We start from the raw sequence: 19,304 nt of genomic DNA, 5'->3' as shown, positions 1-19,304 counted from the left end.
CGCGCGAAGGTGAGCGCAGCGGCCTGACCTGCGGCTCAGCGGCGTCTCGTCGTCACGCCCCCGGGGTCACGTGCCGAAGTGTGGTGTGTGGGCTCTGGCCGTACGTCTGCCGGTACACCACCGCGAACCGGCCGGTGTGCGCGAAGCCCCATCGCTGGGCGATTTCGGTGACGGTGGTGTTGGACGGCGCCCCGGTCAGCAGCTCGTGATGGGCACGGTTGAGGCGCACGCGGCGAATGTATTCCGTTGGCGTGCTGCCGAGTTGACGTCGGAAAAGGTATTGCACCGCCCTGGGCGTGAGGTGCACGGCGGCCGCGACGTCATTGATGCTGATGTCCCCCGCGGCGTGCCGATGTATGAAAGACATTGCGTCCTTCAGAGTTTCGGGTAACGCGGGCCCGCTCGCCGCGTCCTGCTCGGTGACGTTGGACGGGTAACACTCCAGCAGCGCGCCGGCCAGCAGCGGAGCCAGCCCCGCCACGATGAGCGGCTGGCTGGCGGCCTCCGGGCCCGCCAGGGTCGAGGCCACGTAATCCAGCGTCCGGTGCCACGCCCGCACAGCCTCGCGCGAGCGTGGGCGCCAATCCAGGAAGTGAACCTGCTGCGGCAATGGCGCATGCCAATCCACCGCGACCTTGTGCAGCGCGTCGGCGGCGATGCTCACCACGTCGAACCGCGCGCCGTTGCACTGCAGCACGCACGACATGCCGCGGGCGACCAGCACCGGAAAGTCCGCGGTCACCGGGGGTCCACCGGCAACGCTCGTCGACCCCGAGCGCGGTTGTATCACCACGGCCACGCCGTCGGACGCCGGGATCTCCAGGCCGACGCGTCCCTGAATCATCACGTCGTCGACCATCAACGCTCCCGCCTCACAGCGCCGATGGGATACGGCCGAGCGGCTCGTGAGTCCGGCGATGCGCCAACCGGGGCTGTACGCGCCGGCGAAAAACTGTCGCGCGGCCTGCGCGTCGACGGTGCGGAACTGCTCGTGCCGAATCGCCGAGGCCCGGTCGGGGTCGGCTTGGCCCGCCTCGGGCAATTGACCGACCGCACCGGCGACCTTATGGGAGCCGGCGTTATCGATAATGCTCGTCACCGCAGTCATAGTCGGCGTCCCCCCGGGGCTTTACGCGCTCGCCCCATTGCATCACCGGACGCCCGACGACTGCAAGCCTTGCGGGAGGCCGGATGGGGCACCCGCCCGTTGATAAATGTTCAAGCAGTCAAGGGCAACACGGTCCCAGGCATAACGCGACAGTGCGCGGCTGCGACCCGCCGCGCCCATGCTCTCGCACTGAAAGCTCTGGGCAAGAAGGCTTCTCAAGGTAGCCGACAATCCGGTAGGGGTCTCCGGCGACACCACCAGCCCGGTGACACCGTCCACGACGGCGTCCTTGAGGACCCCGACGCCGAACGCCACCACCACCACACCGCTGGCCATCGCCTGTAGCACCGTTGTCGCGCGCGGTGGCTGCCGCGGCGTGCACGCGACCACGTCCGCGGACCGCAGCAGCATCGGCAATGCGTCGTCTGCGACGGTGCCCGCGAAATGCACCCGGTCCGCTACCCCCAACCGAGTGGCGAGACCTTGCAGCCGGGCCCGTGCCTCGTCGTGCTCCCGATTGCGGGCTGCGGTCTCCGCAACCACCAACTCCGTGGCCGGAACCCTGGGCAGCGCCTTGATGACGACGTCGAAGCCGTTGCACGGCAGGGGGGTCGGCGCCAAGCACAGGACGCGATGCAGGTCGGTGCGGGCCGGCGCCGGGCCGCTGGAGTTGTACCGCTCGGCGTCGACACCGCTCGTCAGGGCGGACACCCGGGACCGGCTATGGCGCAACCGGCTCAGCGCATCGACGTCGTCGGCGCTCTCACCGGTCACCCACGTCGCGCTGCGCGCCAGTAGCGGTTCGATCCGAAGCCGTTCGCTCTCCTGCCCCCCGGCGGCCGTGGGTCCACACGTGGCGGCCAGCCCGAGGAAACTCTGGACGGTCGGCACGTCGTACCGCCGCGCGGCGAGTTGGGCGGCCAGGCCGCCGAGCCAGCCGTACGCGTGCACGACATCGGGCGGCTCGGCCGCCCACTCGTGCGCGAGCGCGCCCGCCCAGTCGCCGACGTACGGCAGCACGTCCGAGGCCGACTTTGCCGAGCGGGGGCCCACCGACACCGCCAGCGTGCGGTGCGCACCGGTGCTGGTTTCCACAGATCGGTGGCCCCTCCGCCGGACGAACCCGGTGACCTCGTGTCCCCGGGCGGCGAGCGCCGCGCACAGCTGCTGTGGGTCGTCGCCGACGACGTCGTCGCCGCTGACGATGGCGATCTGCACTTCGAACCCCTTCCGTGGCCACTTGGCGTGGGGACGTACCCGGCCAGACGATGGGCGAAACGAGCCATCCGGGCGGTTTCACCTGCGGGCCCCCATTTCGCATTCTGGATAGCCCGGGCGCTGCCCCGATCGGAACAGATCGCCGACGGGGCTGTGCGGCGGCCGCCGATTTGGAAGACTTACGGGGTGGCGAGCAGCGGGCATGGACCCGCCGTCGAGCTGGTGGTCCTGCTGGCGTCGGCGGGCGGTCTGGACGCCCTCTCGACGGTCTTGGGTGACCTGCCGACCGGGTTTCCGGCGGCCATCGTCGTGCAGCAACACCTCGGCGACCACGACAGCGTGCTGCCGGCCATCCTTCGCCGGCAGACCGGGCGGCGCGTCGGTTGGGTGCGCGACGGGCAGCCCCTCGCCCGCGGCGAGGTGGTCGTCTGCCCTCCGGGAATGCATCTGGAACTGACGCCGGAAGGCCGCTGCCGCCTGCGCCCTCTGCACGACATCGGGGCGTACCGTTTCGACGTGCTGCTGCGGTCGGTCGCCGAATCGTATGGGCCGCGCAGCGTTGCGGCGGTCTTGTCGGGCTCGGGGCGGGACGGGGCGGCCGGCACCGCGGCGATGAAGCGGGCCGGCGCCGTGGTGATCGCGCAGCGCCCGGACACCGCCCTGTATGCGTCGATGCCGGTGGCGGCGGCGCGCGCCGGGGCCGATCTGGTGTTGCCGATCCGCGAGATCGGCCGCGCGCTGGCCGGCATCGTCGAGGGCGCCCCACCGCCCGAGCCGCAACCGCGCGAAGACAGCGCAGGTTGCCCGGCGCCGTTGGCGCAAAACCCTGGAAGGGGCGCCGGTGACGCCCCCGCGCCCGCGCCGGCGCTCCCGCTACTGCTGCGCGAAGAGGCCACTAACGGCGCGGCATACCGCTCGGAACTGGCCGGACTGCGCGCCGCCGAACTCAGCCGCAGGCGCACGGAGCTTTCCGCCGGATCCGGCGCCACCACCGAGACGGTGGCGACGGCGCGACGCAGGGCCGCGGAATCGCGGCGCCGCGCGCAGTTGGCTCACCAGGCCGCAAAGGAAGCGGCGGCGCGGTCGGGGCGCTGACCGGCTAGCTGTACTGACCTGAGAGGTTAGGTACGCGGCTGGCGGGTGGTTGGCCGCCGAGTGCGGTGTGGCCGCGGTGGTGATTGTAGGTGTGGAGCCAGGCAGTGAAGGCGTGGCAGCGTTCGGCGTCGCTGGTGTAGAGCTGGGCGTAGGCCCATTCGTCGGCTAGCGTGCGGTGAAATCTCTCCACTTTGCCGTTGGTTTGCGGCCGATAGGGGCGGGTGCGGCGATGCTCGATAGCTCCGAGTGCGTCGGTGAAGGCCTGGGATCGATAGCAGGACCCGTTGTCGGTCAATACTTTCCGTACCGTGATGCCGTGCGCGGTGAACCAGGCATCAGCGCGGATCCAAAACGCTGCCGCAGTGTCTTTGCGTTCGTCAGCCAGCAGCTCGGTGTAGGCCAGGCGCGAGTGGCCATCAATGGCGGTGTGTAGGAAGTGGTACCCGATCGCGGGGTGGCGCGCGGTCATCCGAATCGATCGATGAGCTTGAGAATTGCGTTTGCCCAGCGATCGGCCCAGCATCCGCCAACCACCGCCGGCGGGGATCTTGCCCAGTTTTTTGACATCGACATGCACTAGCTCGCCGCACCTAGCCGAGTCGATGCGGCGGATCACCCGACCGGTGGGGCGGTCTAGCCAACGGAGTCTGGCCATCCCGTAACGGGTGAGCACGCGATGCACCGTGGAGGGATGGATGCCGAGTAGGTAACCGATTCGAGCGGGTCCCCACCTGCGGATCACCCGAACTTTAATGATGCGGCGCTCGGTGCGCGTGGGTGTGCGGCGAGGGCTGTGATGCGGGCGTGAACTGCGATCAACCATTGCCGGCGCCCCGGCGGCGCGGTACCGCCCGGCCCAGCGCGCCGCGGTGGTCGCCGACACCTGGAACCGCTCGGCGGCCCGCCGCAGCGGCCAGCCATCATCAACAACACACCGGGCCAGCCGCAGCCGACCGGTTTCAGACAATGGAGCATTACGGTGGGACACGAAGACCTCCGATTGTGAGCAGTGCGTTCCTTGACAGCTCGCACTTCACTCGGAGGTCTTCGTCATGTCACCACGCCACGCCGTCACCAACGTCCGTGGTCAGTACAGCTAGCCCACCGTCTCCATCAGCAACAGCGCACCCCCGGCCGATCCCTCGGCCGAACGAAACGACGTGCACCTGACGCGTACCCGGGTCGGCCGCCCGCGCCGGTTGACCGCGTCCACTTCCGTCTCACCGGAGCTGTTCGCCTCCACGAGCGCGTTGCCGATCAACGGTCGTACGCTGTCCAGCGGCAGGCCGATGTCCAAACTGGTCAGCCTGCTGCCTATCGTCTCGTCGGACCGCAGCCCCCAGAGCTCTTCGCAACCGCGGTTCCACAGGATCACCTTCATCTCGCGATCCAGCACGACCATTCCCATGTCGACGGAATCGATCAGCGAATCCAGGAAGTTCTTCGCCTCGTCCAGCTCGAGGCTGCGTTCCCGCAACATGTCGTTGATGGTGTGCAGCTCGTCGTTGGTGGACTGCAGTTCCTCGTTCATCGTCTCGAGTTCCTCGTTGGTGGACTGCAATTCCTCGTTGGTGGTCTCGAGTTCCTCCACGGTCGACTGCAATTCCTCGTTGGTGGTCTCAAGTTCCTCGTTCGTGGACTGCAGCTCCTCGTACGCCGCTTCCAGCTGGCGGTTGGTCTGGACCACCTTGTCCAGCAGGGCCCGCGTCGCGCTGACGTCGAAGAACACGATCGACACACCGAGCAGGCCATTCTCGGCGTCGACGAGCGGATTGACGTGGATCTCGAACCACACCGTCTCGGCGCCCGGTCGCTGCCACTGGACGTCCTGGATCCGCGCCGAGCGCCGCTCCACCTTGGCCTGCTCCAGGTAGGCACGCAGCTCCACCGGGCGGTAGGACACTTCGAGGTCGCGCAGCAGCCGACCGATGTCGCGGGCCGAGAGCCCGAACAGTGTCTCGGCCTGCTGATTGATCATCGCGACGGTGTCCTCGCCGGTGACCACGATCTGGGCCACCGGGCTGGCGCGAAATGCCAAGTCGCGCACCGTGGTCAGGCCCGTCAGGTCGACGTTGCGTTCGTAGAACGCCCCGCCCGGGTCGTAGCGCTCCAGGCCGGCGTGGCTTCCGAGCGCCTTGCGGAAGATTCGGTGTTTGAGATTGAGCGGGGTGAACCGGTCCCCGTGGCTGAGCAGCATCTCGGCGTGCCCGAGGAACAGGGTGCCCTGCGGTGCCAACGCAAAATGCAGGCGGCCCAACACGTTCCGTTGCGTCTCGGCGTTGAGGTACATCAGGGTGTTGCGGCACACCAGCAGGTCGACCCGGGAGATCGGCGCATCCTTGACCAGATCGTTGCGGCCGAAGATCACCGCGCGACGCAGGTCCTTGTTGAACACGTAGCGGCCGTTGCCCTTTTCGAAATAGCGGGACAGCAGCTCGGCCGGCACCGACTCGACGGCCTTGGCGTCATAAAGTGCGGCCCGTGCCTCGGTGAGCGCGTCCTCGTCGATGTCGGTGGCGTAGATCTTGACCCGTTGCCGGAACGCGCCGGGCCCCAGTGCCTCGGCCAGCAGCATGGCCAGCGTGTAGGCCTCCTCGCCGGAGGCGCATCCCGCGCTCCACACGCGGATCGGATCGTCCGGACCGCGCTCCGCCAGCATCCGGGGGATGACTTCGGAACCGACGTACCCCCAGGCCTCCGGATCGCGGAAGAAGGCGGTGACGTTGATCAGGATGGTGTTGAAGAGCGCGGCGAATTCGTCCGAGCTGGCCTGCAGGAAGTCGAGGTACTCCTCGAAGGAGCTAAAGCCGGCCTGGTCCATCCGGTGCCGGACACGGCGCATCAGCGACGTGCGCTTGTAACCGGTGAAGTCGAAGCCGCGAGAATCCCGCATGTAGCGCAGCAGGGCCTCGAAAGCCTCGTCGCTCGTGCCTTCCATCCAAGTCCCATCAGGGTTGACCGTGGCTGAAGGACTTGAACATTACTCGCAGCCGTCAGAACCGATTCTCGCGACCGACCAGTGCCCAGACGGTCTTTCCCGTTGAGGTCGGGGTGGCGCCCCACGCTCGGCACAGCGCGGAAACGATGGCCAGACCGGACACGTTTTCGGCACCGCGCTCGGCGTCCTCGTGCCGGCCCGGCAATTGGTCGCTGCCGTCCTCCACCGCGACGGTGACGTCGTCGCCAAAACTCTCGATGATCAGGACCGGCGCGCTTTCGGTGTGCTCCAGGACGTTTTCGACGAAGACGGTAGCCACCGTGGCCGCGACGGGAATCACCGGACGGCTGTCCCACTCGGTGAGCCAATCGGTGACGAGGGCGCGGGCCAAGCCGAGGCCGCCGCGCGAGCGCGGCAGCGCGCTGCGCGCCCGCCGCCGAACCTGCATCGACCGGCTATGGGCGGCGCGCAGCGCCGACTCACGGCTCGGGTGGACGGGCACGTACCGGGCCACGCCGCCCGCGACGATGGCACCGCGCACGCGCGGGTCCGAGCACACGAGCAGGACCGGGACGTCCGGCCATACGCTGACGTGCCAGCGCGCGCTGGTGAACACCGTCCAGGCCGAGGCCGTCGGCACCGCCAGCCGGTCGACGTCGACGATCACCGCGCGGGGCTCGTCGAGCGCGGTTTTGATCACGATGTCGCGCAGGCCTCGATACGTCGAGCTGTCCAGCACCCCGTCCGCCACCAGGATCGGTACGTCCCGCTGCGCTTCCGCGTCGACGCGGACAGCCCGTCCCGGCTCAATCACCGGGATCACTCCCGTCAGGGACCCTGTCCGACAGCCGGTCGCCGAGCACCTTCAGCGCCCGCTCAGTTTCTTCGGCGAGGTCGGTGTAGCGGCGCTGGAGGGAACCCGGGCCCGCCTTCTCCGCCAATTGTCGCGCCAATCGGGTCTTCTCCTGCAGGCTGCGCAGCGCGACCCACAGCGCGTACTCGACTTCGTCGTCCCGCGCGCCGAGCAACGCGTCGGGCGTCCAGGCGTGACCCACCCGGCAGCGAAAGTTACCCTCGCTGATCGAAACCAGGGAGCCGTTGCAGTCCGGACACGTGTACCCCGACGGCGTGCCCAGTTGTTCGGAGTCGAAATCGGTCGCGAACCGCGACATCATCGCGATTGTGTTCTCGAGGTCCATCGCGGCGTCGCGTTCCATGTCGGGTTCCTTGATCTTCCGGTTCGACAGCTCTTCGAGCACCGCACCGATGTCGGCCGCCGCGGCCTGCCGATCCAGCACGCCGGCGTCGCGCGCGTTCATCGGCAGCGCTGGGAACATCGCGTCGTCCGGGGATTGGCCGATGGTGGCGCCGCCGCGTGAGCGGATCGCCGCCAAGCCCAGCACGCCGTCGTCGAGCACCCCCGAGAGCAGGACACCGATCGCGAACGGGCCGAATGCCACAGCGGCCGAGCGGAACAACGCGTTGATCGCGGGGCGGTGTCCGTTCTCGGTCGGCCCCTGGGACAGCATCACCCGGTGGTCGGCGACGAGCAGGTGGCGATCGGGGCGGGCAACGTAGACGCGCGCCGGTTCCAGCTTCTCGCCGTCTTCCGCCGCGGCGGCCGGCAGCGGGCCGCTGCGGTCGACGATGCGGGCCAGGGCACTCGGCGCGCCGGGGGGAAGGTGCAGGGTGATCAGGTAGGCGTAGGGCAGGTCAAGCGACAGCCCCGCCGCCAGCCTCGACAGCGCTTCCACTCCCCCCGCGGAGGCGCCGATCGCCACCACGCCGCGCAGGTCCCCGTTGTTGCTGGCCGCAGCACTCACCCCTCCCGGCTACCCGCATCAATGCTAGGTAACCCACCCGGTCGCGGATAGCCGTCGACGGCGTCGTGGAAATGGGTTTTCACCGGGACTGGTGCGGGCATCCTGTGGTGTCTCACCGTGGACAGGAGGATGAACCATGCCGAACTCGTCGATCAAGAACGAGAAGTTGTACCGGGACCTGCGCAAGCAGGGCGACTCCAAGGAAAAGGCGGCCCGGATCTCCAATGCGGCCGCGGCGCGGGGCAAGTCCTCGGTCGGGCGCAAGGGCGGCAAGTCCGGGTCCTACCAGGACTGGACCGTGCCGCAACTGAGGAAGCGCGCGAAAGAGCTTGGCATGTCCGGATATTCAAGCCTGACGAAGGACAAGCTGGTCGCCAAGCTGCGGAATCACTGAGCCGTGAGGCCGAGCCGGTCGGCCAACACCAGGAAGGCGACCGCGTAGTCGTTGTCGGCGGTGCACTGCCTGACCCGCTCCCAGTCGAGCTGTTCGCGGACGGCGCGTGCGGCCGGCAACAGCTTGGCGAAGTCGCAGTGGTGCTCGCCCAGGGCACGCAGCTGCTGGATCAACACCATCGTGGGGGGCAGCACGGGCATCCTGATGGCCAGCACGTCGTGCTGCTCGGCGCAGTCCAGGGTGGCCGATTCCACCCGCACACCGTTGAGGCGGTGCAGCACATCGATGACCGTATCGCCGGTGCGCGCCTTGAACAGCCAATCCTCCGGCGGCCGTTCGACGCCGAAGCCGGCATCGCGCAGCGTGGCCACGGCGTGGTCGACGTCGGACTCCGCGACCACCAGGTCCACGTCATGCGTGGGTTCGGGCGCGCCGTAGGCCCACAATGCGTAGCTGCCGGCCAGCGCGAAACGAGGGCCGTTCTGCTTGAGCGCCGATGCCGCACCGCGCAACGCCTCCCGCAGCTGCGGGCTGGACGCGGGCGCGTCGACGTGGGTTTCGGCGGGAGCCATGGTGCATACGTCATACCCCGCCGGCGGCCGGTGCAACCTGCGCGAACCGCGCGACGGGGTTACTGAGACCGTTTAACTTGCTGCCGTTCGGGCAAATATTCACCTATGTCAACCGCTTGGCTTCGCGCCTACGACGACGCCGCCCTCGCCCGCGACACGCGAACCCGGGCTCGGGCGGCACACGGGTTCGCGGAGCGCCTCAGGCAACCGGGGAGATCGGCGGCGGGTGATTGCGCGTGACGGCGGGGTTGGTCAGGCACTGGCTGGATTCCGGACGCCTCGAGCTGCCACTGCCCGCCTCCGGGCGCACCGCCGAACGTTGGCAGCGCCTGGCGTCGCTGGCCGAGGAGAACATCGTGGCCGCCAGGATCGCCGAGGCCCACGTCGACGCCGTCGCGATACTTCACGAATTGGGCGGTAAACCACCGGAATCAGGTCAGCTGTGGGGCGTTTGGGCCGCCGAATCCCCGGATGCGGTGCTCACCGCCACCGATACCGACGGTGCGTTCACCCTGACGGGCACGAAGGTGTGGTGCTCGGGCGCCGGGTTCTGCACCCACGCCCTGGCGACCGCCCGGCTCGAAGACGGAACACAGGGCCTGTTCGCCGTGCAGGTGACGGACGCGGGCGTCAAACCGCTGCCCAGCACCTGGTGGAACGCCGGGATGGCCGGCAGCGACACCCGGCCCGTGCAGTTCACCAACACCCACGCCGTCGCCGTGGGCGATCCCGGCGACTACCTGAACCGGCCCGGGTTCTGGCACGGCGCCATCGGGGTGGCCGCCTGCTGGCTCGGCGGCGCGCGCAGGGTCGCCGATCCCCTATACCGTTGCGCCGCGAGCGAATCCGCTGATGCCTATTCGTTGGCGCACCTCGGCGCCGTGGACGCCGCCCTGGCCGCCGGCGACGCGATGCTGGCCGCCGCGGCGACCCAGGTCGACTCCGACCCTTTCGACCGGACGGGCACCGCTCAACTGCTGGCCCGCCGCGTCCGCACGGTGGTGGAACACGCGGTGGACGAAGCCATCACGCGCACCGGTCGCGCGCTGGGACCGGGCCCGCTCTGCCAGGATGGGCGGCACGCCCAGCGCGTCGCCGACCTGAGCATCTACATCCGGCAAAGCCACGCCGAGCGCGATCTCGCCGAGCTCGGCCGCCTCGCGGGCCGCCAGCGCTGAGGACCCCGTCTCCCGCTGCGCCTTCTCGCTGTGGGATCTGGTGACCCGCGGCCGCCCCCGACGGCGCGCCCATGACTGCGCGAGCGGGAAAGCGGGTAGGAGGAACCCTATGCGCGTGGCGACCTTCAACATCCTGCATGGCCGCACCGTCGGCGACGGGGTCCAGCTTCAGCGGCTGCGGGACTGCGTGCGCCGCCTCGACCCCGACGTGCTGAGTTTGCAGGAGGTCGACTGTGATCAGCCGCGGTCCGATCGCGCCGACCTCACCGCGGTGGCGGCCGAAGCGATGGGAGCGGTGGAGCACCGGTTCGTGGCCGCGATCTCCGGCACCCCCGGGGCGACGTGGATGGCCGCCACGGGCCACGAGCAACCCGGGACCGCCGCCTACGGCATCGCCTTGCTGTCGCGCTACCCGGTGGCCAGCTGGCAGGTGGTACGGCTGCCCCGCATTCCCATGCGCTTTCCCATGTACCTGCCGGGCCCCGACCGGATGATGGTCGTCGACGAAGAGCCACGGGCGGCGGTCATCGCGCAGCTGCACACCCCGATGGGCGGGCTGACGGTGGCCAACACGCACCTGTCCTTCGTACCCGGCTGGAATCGGCGCCAGCTACGCCGACTCGTGCGCGACCTGCGCGGCTTCCCGGGCCCGCGGCTGCTGACCGGGGACCTCAACATGACGCCCAAGACCGTGCGTCGCTGGTCGGGCATGCGGGCGCTGGCCGCCGCCCAGACGTTTCCGGCGGACGCGCCGGACCGCCAACTGGATCACATCTTGACCGACGATCGCCGCCTGCGCGGCGGTGCCGCCAAGGCCGAACGGATGGGAATCTCCGACCATCGCCCGCTGGTCGTCGACCTCGAACGCGCGTGAATCAGGCCCCGGCCGGGCTGTTTGAAACCAAGCCGGCAGCGCCGACGTAAAAGGGGTCCGGCCCCACGGCGGGACCGGACCCCTTCACCTACGACTTACTGGTTTTCCTTCTGGCGCTGTTCGGCGGCCTCGGCGCCGGCCCGCGCGGACTCGGCTTCGGCCTCTTTCTTGCCCGCGTCGCGCTGAGCGTCGGCCTTGTCCTGCTGGGCCTGACCCTCCTCGACCAGGTCGTTGCGACCGATGACGGCCCCGCCGACCTCCTTGATCTTGCCCTTCACGCCCTCGACGGCGCCCGTGACGGCTTCCTGCGGTCCGCTCTTGTCATCCCCCATGGAAAGACCTCCCTTTGGTTATGTGCAACTCGTCCCTACGGCGTTCCCGCGGGCAGACCCGTCAAACGCTTCCGCGGTGTGCGTGCGATCACGGGAAGGGGATTGTCACCGGATCGGCCCGTTTGAATCGCGATTCACCGGGTAGTTCAGCGACCGACGAAGGGGGTGAGGCAGCTGACCACCATCGCCGTGATCGGCGCGACGGGCACAGCCGGATCTCGCGTCGTCGCCAGGCTCAGGGCGCGTGACGTCGCGGTCGTCGAGGTGTCCCGCGCGCACGGCGTCGACCTGCTCGACGGCGAAAGCCTGTACCGGGCGCTCAAGGGAGTCGACGTCGCGATCGACGTTTCCAACCCCGTGCCGGACGACGGTCAACCCAGCGTCACGCAGGCGTTGGCCACCGCCTCCCGCAACGTGATGGGGGTCTGCTCCGCGCAGGGAGTCCAGCGCCTGGTGGTGTCGATGATGGCGGGCATCGACGATCCGGTGTTCGACGGGCTTGCCTACGTCGAGGGCAAACGGGCGGCGAAGGAGATCCTGCTCGACGGCCCGGTCCCGACCACGGTCGTCAAGTCGACACCGTGGTATGAATCCGCCACCGGCCCCTCGGGGCCGGTGACTTGTCACGGGGACGAGGTGATCGTCGAGGACTGGCTGATTCAGCCCATCGCCGCGGATACCGTCGCCGACGTACTCGTCGAGACGGCCCTGGGACAGAGCCCTGCGCCGCGCAGCATCACCGGCCCGGACACCATCCGGCTACCCGAGCTGGCCACGAGAGTGCTCGCGCGGCAGGGTGATAGGCGCCCGATGCGCACGGTGCAGCCCGCGGTTCCCGCGCTCGCCGCGGGAGCGCTGTTGGCCCCCGAACGGGCGGTGGTCGTCGGTCCCGACGTCGAGACCTGGCTACAGTCGCTGCCACCGGCGAGCGGCAACGGCGGGGAAGGCGCCCTCGCGTCGCTGCACAGCCTGGATTTCTCCCGGGTCTGAGCGACCGCCGAACGCCGACTCCATTGTTATGAAATCCATTGCGCTGGAGCGCAATTGGACGTGTGGGCGTACGGCCTGGCGACCGTGCTCCGCGTCAAGGGCGAGATCGATGCGTCCAACGCCGGTCGCCCGGGCGATTCGCCGTTTCGTGCGGTTGCGGGCCCCGCCGATCCTGGACCTGAGCCGCGTGAATTACCTGGGCAGCGCGGGCCTTCGAGTGCTGCTGGTCGTCCAGGACGAGTGCCGGCTCGCCGGACTGCACTGCAGCGTGGTCGGCGGTGTCGCGCTGCGCCGGCTGACCCGCTTGGTCACGGGCCCCGGGCTGCCCTTGGCCGATTCGGTCACCGAAGCGCTCCAGCTGATCCAAGGCTCCATTCGCGGGCGGTGAAAGTCCCGCGGTGGCACCGGCTTCAGGTCACGATTCCGTCACGATCTTGATCAGAATTCCTTAAGAATCACCTTGTTCTCCGTAAGAATTCTCAACATCAAAGAACGGATTTGATCGTTCGCTTAGTGAACGGTCGCGTTCCGTGGCCGTATCGGTGGGTTCGCGGCCTTCGCACGCATCGCGGGCGAACACAGCTACTTTTTAGTTCCGCTACTTTGGTTTTCGAGGATCGGGAACCTCAGTCGAAGAACCAATTCGCAATTTCGAAGGACACAATGAACATGAAATTCGGCAGTATTGTCGCGCGTCGGCGTCTGGCCGCCATCAGTGCCGGCTGCCTGCTTGGCGGAATCACCATGGGTGTTATCGGCGCGCCGTCCGCGGCCGCAGCGCCCGACTGCAGCCCCGGCGGCGTGAACGCCACCGTTTCGTCCGTGCGAGGCTCGGCGGAGCAGTACCTGGCGGCACACCCGGGCGCCAACCAGGTGGTCACGGCCGCCTATGGCCAGCCGCGGCCGGAGGCCGAGGCGAACCTGCGGGGCTACTTCACGGCACACCCCCAGGAGTACTACGACCTGCGCGGCATCCTGGCACCGATCGGCGACACCGAGCGGCAATGCAACGTCAAGGCCCTGCCGCCGGTTCTGGAATCGGCCTACCAGGAGTTCATGGCCGGTTGATCCCGGCACGGAAGCGACCCGCCACGACGCTGTGGCGGGTCGTTTCCCTTACGTGTGAACGGCTCTGACGGCGGGTAATTGTCCAGTCAGCGAATGTGACTGGAGGGAAAGATGCGGCTGCGTCGCAGTGTGCTGAGCAAGCCGGGGATCGCGCGCAAGCGCCGGGGTAAGGGCTTCGCGTATTACCGGCCCGACGGCGAACCGCTCTCCGACCCCGAAACCCTGCAGCGGATCAAGGATCTCGTCATCCCGCCCGCCTGGAAGAACGTGTGGATCTCGCCGCACCCCAACGGGCACATTCAGGCCGTCGGCGTCGACGCCGCCGGCCGCCGCCAGTACCTCTACCACGCCGCATGGCAGCAGGAGCGCGCCGAGGAGAAATTCGACCGCGTCCTGGAACTGTCCACCCGGTTACCACAGTGGCGGGCCGTCATCGCTAAAGACCTGGCGCGCAGCGGTTTAACGCGAAAGCGGGTCCTCGCAGTGGCGTTGCGGCTGCTGGATCGCGGCTACTTCCGCGCCGGCAGCGAGCAGTATGCGGAGGAGAACGAGTCCTACGGGCTGGCCACCCTGCTGTGTGAACACGTGCAGGTCCGCAGCGACGCGGTCGCGTTCGACTTCCCCGCCAAGAGCGGCGTGCGGCGCACGGTGGAAATCGAGGACCCCGAAGTGGTCCGGGCGGTGCGCGCGCTGATGCGCCGGCCCAACCGCACCGAACGACTGCTGGTGTGCCGCACCGCGTCCGGCTGGATCGACGTGCGGTCCGACGACCTCAACGCCCGATTCAAGGAGTTGGTCGGGGACGAATACACCGTCAAGGATCTGCGTACCTGGCACGGGACGGTGCTGGCGGCCACGGCGTTCGCCGACGCCGATCCGCCGGTCTCGCAGCGGGTGGCCAAGCGCGTCGAGTCCGCCGTGATGAAGGAGGTCGCCGGCGAGCTGGGCAACACCCCGGCGGTGGCCCGCGGCTCCTACGTCGATCCCCGCGTCGTCACCGGGTACGAACAGGGGCTGACGATCGCCGCGGCGACGCGGCGCGCGGAACGCGCCCGCCACCCCGACGTGGCGCAGGAAATCTTGGACAAGGCCACCCGCATGCTGATCCGTCGGGTGACGAAAGGCTACAGCGTGTCCGGGCCAGCTGCGCTGCCCAAGAGCGCCTGACCGCCGACGCGGAGCGAAAATCCCTCGGACAAACCGCGGCCGTCCCGCAAAAATCGGCGAATAACAGCGGCGATCGCGGGTATGCCACGACTTGTGGGAAGTGCCCTGGCGGCCCCTGCGCGCCAAGTTGCGGTCGAAACAGACGGCCGCGGGCCATCGCAGCAAACCACGCCTCACCGTGGCTCCTGCGCCGGCCGGCGTACTTAGCGAACACCGTCGCAAACCGTCTTTCGAGAGAGGAACATCAATGGCCAAGCAAGAGGTCTCCGACTACCTACTGGAGCGATTGCGGGCATGGGGTGTCGAGCACGTGTTCGCCTACCCCGGTGACGGCATCAACGGGCTGCTCGCCGCGTGGGGCCGCGCCGACAACAAGCCGAAATTCATTCAGTCGCGCCACGAGGAGATGAGCGCCTTCGAGGCGGTCGGCTACGCGAAATTCACCGGCCGGGTCGGGGTCTGCGCGGCCACGTCGGGGCCGGGGGCGATCCATCTGCTCAACGGCCTCTATGACGCCAAACTGGACCACGTTCCGGTGGTGGCCATCGTCGGGCAGACCAACCGCACCGCCATGGGCGGCAACTACCAGCAGGAAGTCGACCTGCTGAACCTGTTCAAGGACGTCGCCAGCGACTACGTCCAAATGGTCACCGTCCCTGAGCAATTGCCGAACGTGCTGGACCGCGCGATCCGCATCGCGATGACCCAGCGGGCACCGACGGCGTTGATCATCCCCAGCGACGTGCAGGAGCTGCCCTACTCGCCGCCCGAGCACGCCTTCAAGATGGTGCCCTCCAGCCTGGGCATCGAGTACCCTGAGATCGCGCCCGACGACGCGGCCATCGCGCGCGCCGCCGAGGTCCTCAACGCGGGCAAGAAGGTCGCCATGCTGGTGGGCACCGGCGCCCGTGGGGCCCACGCGGAGCTGGCCGAGGTCGCCGACCTGTTGGGCGCCGGCGCGGCCAAGGCACTGTTGGGCAAGGACGTCCTCTCCGACGAATTGCCTTGGGTCACCGGCTCTATCGGCCTGCTCGGGACGCGGCCGAGCTACGAGCTGATGCGGGACTGCGACACGCTGCTCACGGTCGGGTCCAGCTTCCCGTACACGCAGTTCCTGCCCGAATTCGGGCAGGCCCGCGCGGTGCAGATCGATGTGGACGGCCGGCTCATCGGGATGCGCTACCCGTACGAGGTCAACCTGGTCGCCGACGCGAAGACCGCGCTGCGGGCCCTGATTCCGCACCTGCGCCGCAAGGAGGACCGGTCGTGGCGGGAGACCATCGAGAAGAACGTGGCCCGCTGGTGGGAGACCATGGACATGGAAGCAAACGTCAGCGCCGATCCCATCAACCCGATGCGGCTGTACTCCGAACTCTCCCCGCAATTGCCGGACGACGCCATCGTGACGGCCGACTCCGGGTCGGCGGCCAACTGGTACGCCCGCAACCTGCGCTTCCGCGGCAGCATGCGGGGTTCGCTGTCCGGCACGCTCGCCACGATGGGGCCCGGTGTGCCGTACGCGATCGGCGCCAAATTCGGCAACCCGCGCCGGCCCGTCATCGCGTTTGTCGGTGACGGCGCGATGCAGATGAACGGCATGGCCGAACTCATCACGATCAAGCGGTACTGGCAGGAGTGGGAAGACCCCCGGTTGATCGTCGCGATCCTGCACAACGACGACCTCAACCAGGTCACCTGGGAAATGCGCGCCATGGCGGGCGCGCCGAAATTCCATGAGTCGCAGGCACTTCCCGATGTCGACTTCGCCGCGTTCGCGGCCAGCCTGGGCCTGAACGCGATGGCCATCAAGGACCCCGACCAACTCGATGGGGCGTGGCGCAACGCGCTGTCGGCCGACCGACCCACCGTGCTCGACGTCTTCACCGACCCCGACATGCCGCCCATCCCGCCGCACGCCACCTGGGATCAGTTCAAGGCGTCCACCGCCGCGGTCCTCTCGGGCGACGAGGACCGCGCCGGCTTCATCAAGGTCGGCATCAAAACCAAGGCGCAGGAGTTCATGCCGCACAAGAAGGGATGACCGAGACCGGTCAGCGCTCGGCGGCGACTCGGCGAACACCGCGCAGGTCGTCGACGAAAATCCGGTAGGCCTCGTGACGGCCGGCGCTGCGGTCGCGCAACACCGCCGACGGGTGCACCGTGGCCACCACGATGGGCTCGGGCTCCACGTCGACGAGGGACGGCGGCAGCCGCACTTGTTCGCCACGCTGGGCCGATACCCGAAACGCCGCTCCCAGAAGGGATTGCGCGGCGGTCGCACCGAGACACACGATGACGTGCGGGCGGACCGCCTCGATCTCGGCGACCAGCCAGGGACGGCAGGCGACCACCTCCGTACGGCCGGGCTTTTCGTGGATGCGTCGCTTGCCGCTCTTGCGGCTGAACTTGAAGTGCTTGACCGCGTTCGTCACATACGTTGACGCCGGGTCGATGCCGGCCTCTTCGAGGGCCCGGGTAAGCAGTCGCCCGGCCGGCCCGACGAACGGCTCACCGGCGCGGTCCTCCTGGTCCCCCGGTTGCTCACCGACCAGCATGATCGGCGCGCCCGGATCGCCGCGACCGAAGACGGTTTGGGTGGCGTCGGCGAAAAGCGGGCAGCCGCGGCAACATTCGGCCGCGGCTCGAAGCGAATCCAGCCCCCGCTCCTGCGGCAGGTAACGGGTGGCACCGGGTGCCCTGGTTGCGGTCATCGCGTTCCCTTACCTGCGCGGCCGGCCGGGGTGCCCCCTCTCCCCCTCGAGTGGGGGCACCCCGTTGGTGTTAGCCCTTGCCGACGATGGCGTCGCGGGCCCGGTCCAGCATCGCCGCGAACGGTCCGGCCGCCAGGTTGGCCGCCTGCGACTCGACGCCGGCGTGCGGTCGGGTCGGCGCGATCGCCTCGGCGAGTTTGGCGGCGCGACCCATCCGTTCGAGCTCATCGCCGCTCAATTCCTGGCCCAGCTTGGAGAACTCGTCGCGCTCCTCGTGCTCGGCGTGCTCGACGACCGCGTCGCGGAGTTCGGTCAACAGGCGGGTGAACTCCGCGCTGTCCACGTCGAGCTTCTCCAGCTTCTGCAGGACGGTCTTGGCCTCGTGCTCTTCGTGCAGTCGCTCCTCGACCACCGCGGCGCCGTCGGCAAGCTTCCGCTTGGCCCGCGGGTGCACGATCTCCTCTTCGGCCGTCTCGTGGACGGCCAGCAGTCGCCGGAGCTCGACGAAGGCTTTCTCGCGGTCCTTCCCGGACGCCGCCAGCGCCTCGGCGAACAACGACTTGATCTGCTGGTGCTGACTGACGAGAAAGTCGACCACATCGGTGGGCGACTCGATGGCGCTTTCAGCCATGATGTCCTTCCGATCTCTGGTTTCGCGCGCGGGCTGTTGCGCGCTCCCCGTCGGCTACCCGACGAAATCCGCCACCAAACGGGTACGGCCGTCCACGAGTGGGTAGTTCCCCACCAGGCGCGAACAAGGGAGAACGCTTGTGGCCAACGGTATCCGCAGCCGCGCGGCGCTCCTCGGCGCGCTCGTCGTGACGGCCGGGTGTGCGGCGCCGGGAGCGTCGCTGGAAACCGCGCCAGACGTCGTGGTGTGGTCGGTCGCCGCGTCCTTGCGCGATCCGGTGTGGTCGTATCGGACGCACGCCCTCGTCGCGCTCACCGGCGATCGCCGGCTGGCCGCGGTTAGAGCCGGCGACCGCCCGGGCGACGCCACGACGCGGCTGTCGGCGCCCATGTCGGTCGGACGCAACCTGCAGATCAGCCAGAAGGACGACCGGATCGTCTTCGTGCCGCAGCCCGAGCGCGGGAGGGTCGCCGAGGTCGACCTGCAAAGCCTGCGCGAGGTGGGCGATTTCGACGCCGGACCCGCCCCGGCGTATCTGTCCGAAGACGCCGGCCGGCGGACGCTGCTCGCCCTGTCGGCGGACGGCAAGTCGGTGACGCCGGTGGATCAGTACGGTTTGCGGAAGCTCGCCACCGCCCCGATCACCGGCGATCCCGCGGACAGCATCGACGGCGCCAACCGCGGCCGCCAGATCGAATACCATGCCTACGCGCCGTCCGGAATCCGCCATTACCAAGGGACTTCGTCCCCGGCCGAACAGCGCGGATCGCTGCGCATGAACGTCGCGGTCTCGGCGGGTGACGGCGCGGCGGTGACACGAAGCTATGTGGCCGGCCACGACGACGCCACCCTGTACGCCGTGGACTCGCGGCGCGGCGGTGACGGCTTGACGGTGCTGGCCAGCACGCGGTTGCCGTCGCCGATCCGCGAACTGGGCACCGACGACACCAGGATCTACGCCGCCACCGACCGGGAGGTGGTGGTGCTCGAGACGGCGAGCTTCACCGGCTTCCCGGCGGGGACGATCCCGGTGATCCGCGTCATCGGCTACCGGGCGGGATTGCCGCCGGCGATCCAGTCGGCGCCCTTGTCGGGCATGGCGGTCGGGCCGCACCGGGTGTACCTGACCTTGGCCGACGCGCCCTACGTGGTCAGCGTGGCCAAGCCGCGCCTGTGACGCGCCACCGGGTCGTCGGCTACATTGC

At 68.8% G+C, this 19,304-nt stretch carries 20 protein-coding genes; 10 read left to right on the top strand and 10 right to left on the bottom strand.

Annotation, left to right across the window (positions count from 1 at the left end; all coding sequences use genetic code 11):
- Positions 1-52 precede the first annotated feature (52 nt).
- Positions 53-1,108: a helix-turn-helix transcriptional regulator gene (locus tag KXD96_RS10195; protein WP_260744454.1), complete on the bottom strand. Its 1,056-nt coding sequence runs from the start codon at positions 1,106-1,108 to the stop codon at positions 53-55.
- Between the two features lie 42 nt (positions 1,109-1,150).
- Entirely contained in the window at positions 1,151-2,326 is a 1,176-nt protein-coding gene (locus tag KXD96_RS10190) for a glycosyltransferase (protein ID WP_260744453.1), read from the bottom strand.
- Between the two features lie 186 nt (positions 2,327-2,512).
- Between KXD96_RS10190 and KXD96_RS10185 the strand changes: the two genes are divergently transcribed.
- Positions 2,513-3,421 (top strand): chemotaxis protein CheB, encoded by a 909-nt coding sequence (locus tag KXD96_RS10185; RefSeq protein ID WP_260744452.1) that lies wholly within the window; start codon positions 2,513-2,515, stop codon positions 3,419-3,421.
- A gap of 4 nt (positions 3,422-3,425) precedes the next feature.
- Here the strand turns inward: KXD96_RS10185 and KXD96_RS10180 are convergent, their stop codons facing one another.
- The 4 genes from KXD96_RS10180 to KXD96_RS10165 all read right to left on the bottom strand — a co-directional run bounded on the left by KXD96_RS10180 (position 3,426) and on the right by KXD96_RS10165 (position 8,182).
- A complete protein-coding gene (locus KXD96_RS10180) occupies positions 3,426-4,409 on the bottom strand; it encodes an IS481 family transposase (RefSeq protein ID WP_260740354.1) in 984 nt (327 codons plus the stop codon).
- Positions 4,410-4,517: 108 nt separating this feature from the next.
- Positions 4,518-6,359 (bottom strand): CheR family methyltransferase, encoded by a 1,842-nt coding sequence (locus KXD96_RS10175; protein WP_260744451.1) that lies wholly within the window; start codon positions 6,357-6,359, stop codon positions 4,518-4,520.
- Between the two features lie 55 nt (positions 6,360-6,414).
- Positions 6,415-7,173 (bottom strand): STAS domain-containing protein, encoded by a 759-nt coding sequence (locus KXD96_RS10170; RefSeq protein ID WP_260744450.1) that lies wholly within the window; start codon positions 7,171-7,173, stop codon positions 6,415-6,417.
- Complete coding sequence (locus tag KXD96_RS10165) at positions 7,166-8,182, bottom strand: chemotaxis protein CheB (RefSeq protein WP_260744449.1); 1,017 nt, start codon at positions 8,180-8,182, stop codon at positions 7,166-7,168. The genes KXD96_RS10170 and KXD96_RS10165 overlap by 8 nt, the downstream gene beginning before the upstream one ends.
- Before the next feature lie 136 nt (positions 8,183-8,318).
- On the opposite strand from KXD96_RS10165, the gene KXD96_RS10160 reads away from it, so the two are divergent.
- Positions 8,319-8,576 (top strand): Rho termination factor, encoded by a 258-nt coding sequence (locus tag KXD96_RS10160; protein WP_260744448.1) that lies wholly within the window; start codon positions 8,319-8,321, stop codon positions 8,574-8,576.
- Here KXD96_RS10160 and KXD96_RS10155 read toward each other — a convergent pair.
- Entirely contained in the window at positions 8,570-9,148 is a 579-nt protein-coding gene (locus KXD96_RS10155) for a nucleotidyltransferase family protein (RefSeq protein ID WP_260744447.1), read from the bottom strand. The two genes, KXD96_RS10160 and KXD96_RS10155, sit on opposite strands and share 7 nt — an antisense overlap.
- Positions 9,149-9,384: 236 nt before the next feature.
- On the opposite strand from KXD96_RS10155, the gene KXD96_RS10150 reads away from it, so the two are divergent.
- Together KXD96_RS10150 and KXD96_RS10145 are read left to right on the top strand one after the other, a co-directional pair.
- Entirely contained in the window at positions 9,385-10,326 is a 942-nt protein-coding gene (locus KXD96_RS10150) for an acyl-CoA dehydrogenase family protein (RefSeq protein WP_260744446.1), read from the top strand.
- 109 nt (positions 10,327-10,435) lie between these two features.
- Positions 10,436-11,200, top strand: coding sequence for an endonuclease/exonuclease/phosphatase family protein (locus tag KXD96_RS10145; protein WP_260744445.1), 765 nt, complete (start codon positions 10,436-10,438; stop codon positions 11,198-11,200).
- A gap of 95 nt (positions 11,201-11,295) precedes the next feature.
- Here the strand turns inward: KXD96_RS10145 and KXD96_RS10140 are convergent, their stop codons facing one another.
- Entirely contained in the window at positions 11,296-11,532 is a 237-nt protein-coding gene (locus KXD96_RS10140) for a CsbD family protein (RefSeq protein WP_260744444.1), read from the bottom strand.
- Positions 11,533-11,697: 165 nt separating this feature from the next.
- On the opposite strand from KXD96_RS10140, the gene KXD96_RS10135 reads away from it, so the two are divergent.
- The 5 genes from KXD96_RS10135 (at position 11,698) to KXD96_RS10115 (ending at position 16,798) form a co-directional block, all read left to right on the top strand.
- A complete protein-coding gene (locus KXD96_RS10135; protein ID WP_260744443.1) occupies positions 11,698-12,522 on the top strand; it encodes an SDR family oxidoreductase in 825 nt (274 codons plus the stop codon).
- Positions 12,523-12,631: 109 nt separating this feature from the next.
- Positions 12,632-12,910 (top strand): STAS domain-containing protein, encoded by a 279-nt coding sequence (locus KXD96_RS10130; RefSeq protein ID WP_260744442.1) that lies wholly within the window; start codon positions 12,632-12,634, stop codon positions 12,908-12,910.
- A gap of 281 nt (positions 12,911-13,191) precedes the next feature.
- Positions 13,192-13,590 carry a heme-binding protein gene (locus tag KXD96_RS10125; RefSeq protein ID WP_260744441.1) on the top strand — a complete coding sequence of 133 codons (399 nt, stop codon included), beginning with the start codon at positions 13,192-13,194 and terminating at the stop codon, positions 13,588-13,590.
- A gap of 111 nt (positions 13,591-13,701) precedes the next feature.
- Positions 13,702-14,757 carry a DNA topoisomerase IB gene (locus KXD96_RS10120; RefSeq protein ID WP_260744440.1) on the top strand — a complete coding sequence of 352 codons (1,056 nt, stop codon included), beginning with the start codon at positions 13,702-13,704 and terminating at the stop codon, positions 14,755-14,757.
- Between the two features lie 247 nt (positions 14,758-15,004).
- Positions 15,005-16,798, top strand: a complete 1,794-nt coding sequence (locus tag KXD96_RS10115) for a thiamine pyrophosphate-requiring protein (protein WP_260744439.1) — start codon at positions 15,005-15,007, stop codon at positions 16,796-16,798.
- 10 nt (positions 16,799-16,808) lie between these two features.
- On the opposite strand, the gene KXD96_RS10110 is transcribed toward KXD96_RS10115, so the two are convergent.
- Together KXD96_RS10110 and KXD96_RS10105 are read right to left on the bottom strand one after the other, a co-directional pair.
- Positions 16,809-17,468: a UdgX family uracil-DNA binding protein gene (locus tag KXD96_RS10110; protein WP_260744438.1), complete on the bottom strand. Its 660-nt coding sequence runs from the start codon at positions 17,466-17,468 to the stop codon at positions 16,809-16,811.
- 70 nt (positions 17,469-17,538) lie between these two features.
- On the bottom strand, positions 17,539-18,099 hold the full coding sequence (locus KXD96_RS10105) for a hemerythrin domain-containing protein (RefSeq protein WP_260744437.1): 561 nt from the start codon (positions 18,097-18,099) through the stop codon (positions 17,539-17,541).
- 139 nt (positions 18,100-18,238) lie between these two features.
- Here KXD96_RS10105 and KXD96_RS10100 point away from each other — a divergent pair, with 139 nt between their 5' ends.
- Positions 18,239-19,276 carry a hypothetical protein gene (locus tag KXD96_RS10100; protein ID WP_260744436.1) on the top strand — a complete coding sequence of 346 codons (1,038 nt, stop codon included), beginning with the start codon at positions 18,239-18,241 and terminating at the stop codon, positions 19,274-19,276.
- The last annotated feature ends 28 nt before the right edge of the window (positions 19,277-19,304 follow it).

It is taken from the genome of Mycobacterium sp. SMC-2, assembly GCF_025263485.1.
Lineage (GTDB): Bacteria > Actinomycetota > Actinomycetes > Mycobacteriales > Mycobacteriaceae > Mycobacterium.
Note: the sequence above shows the minus strand (reverse complement) of the source record. Positions and strands in the feature narration are given on the sequence as shown.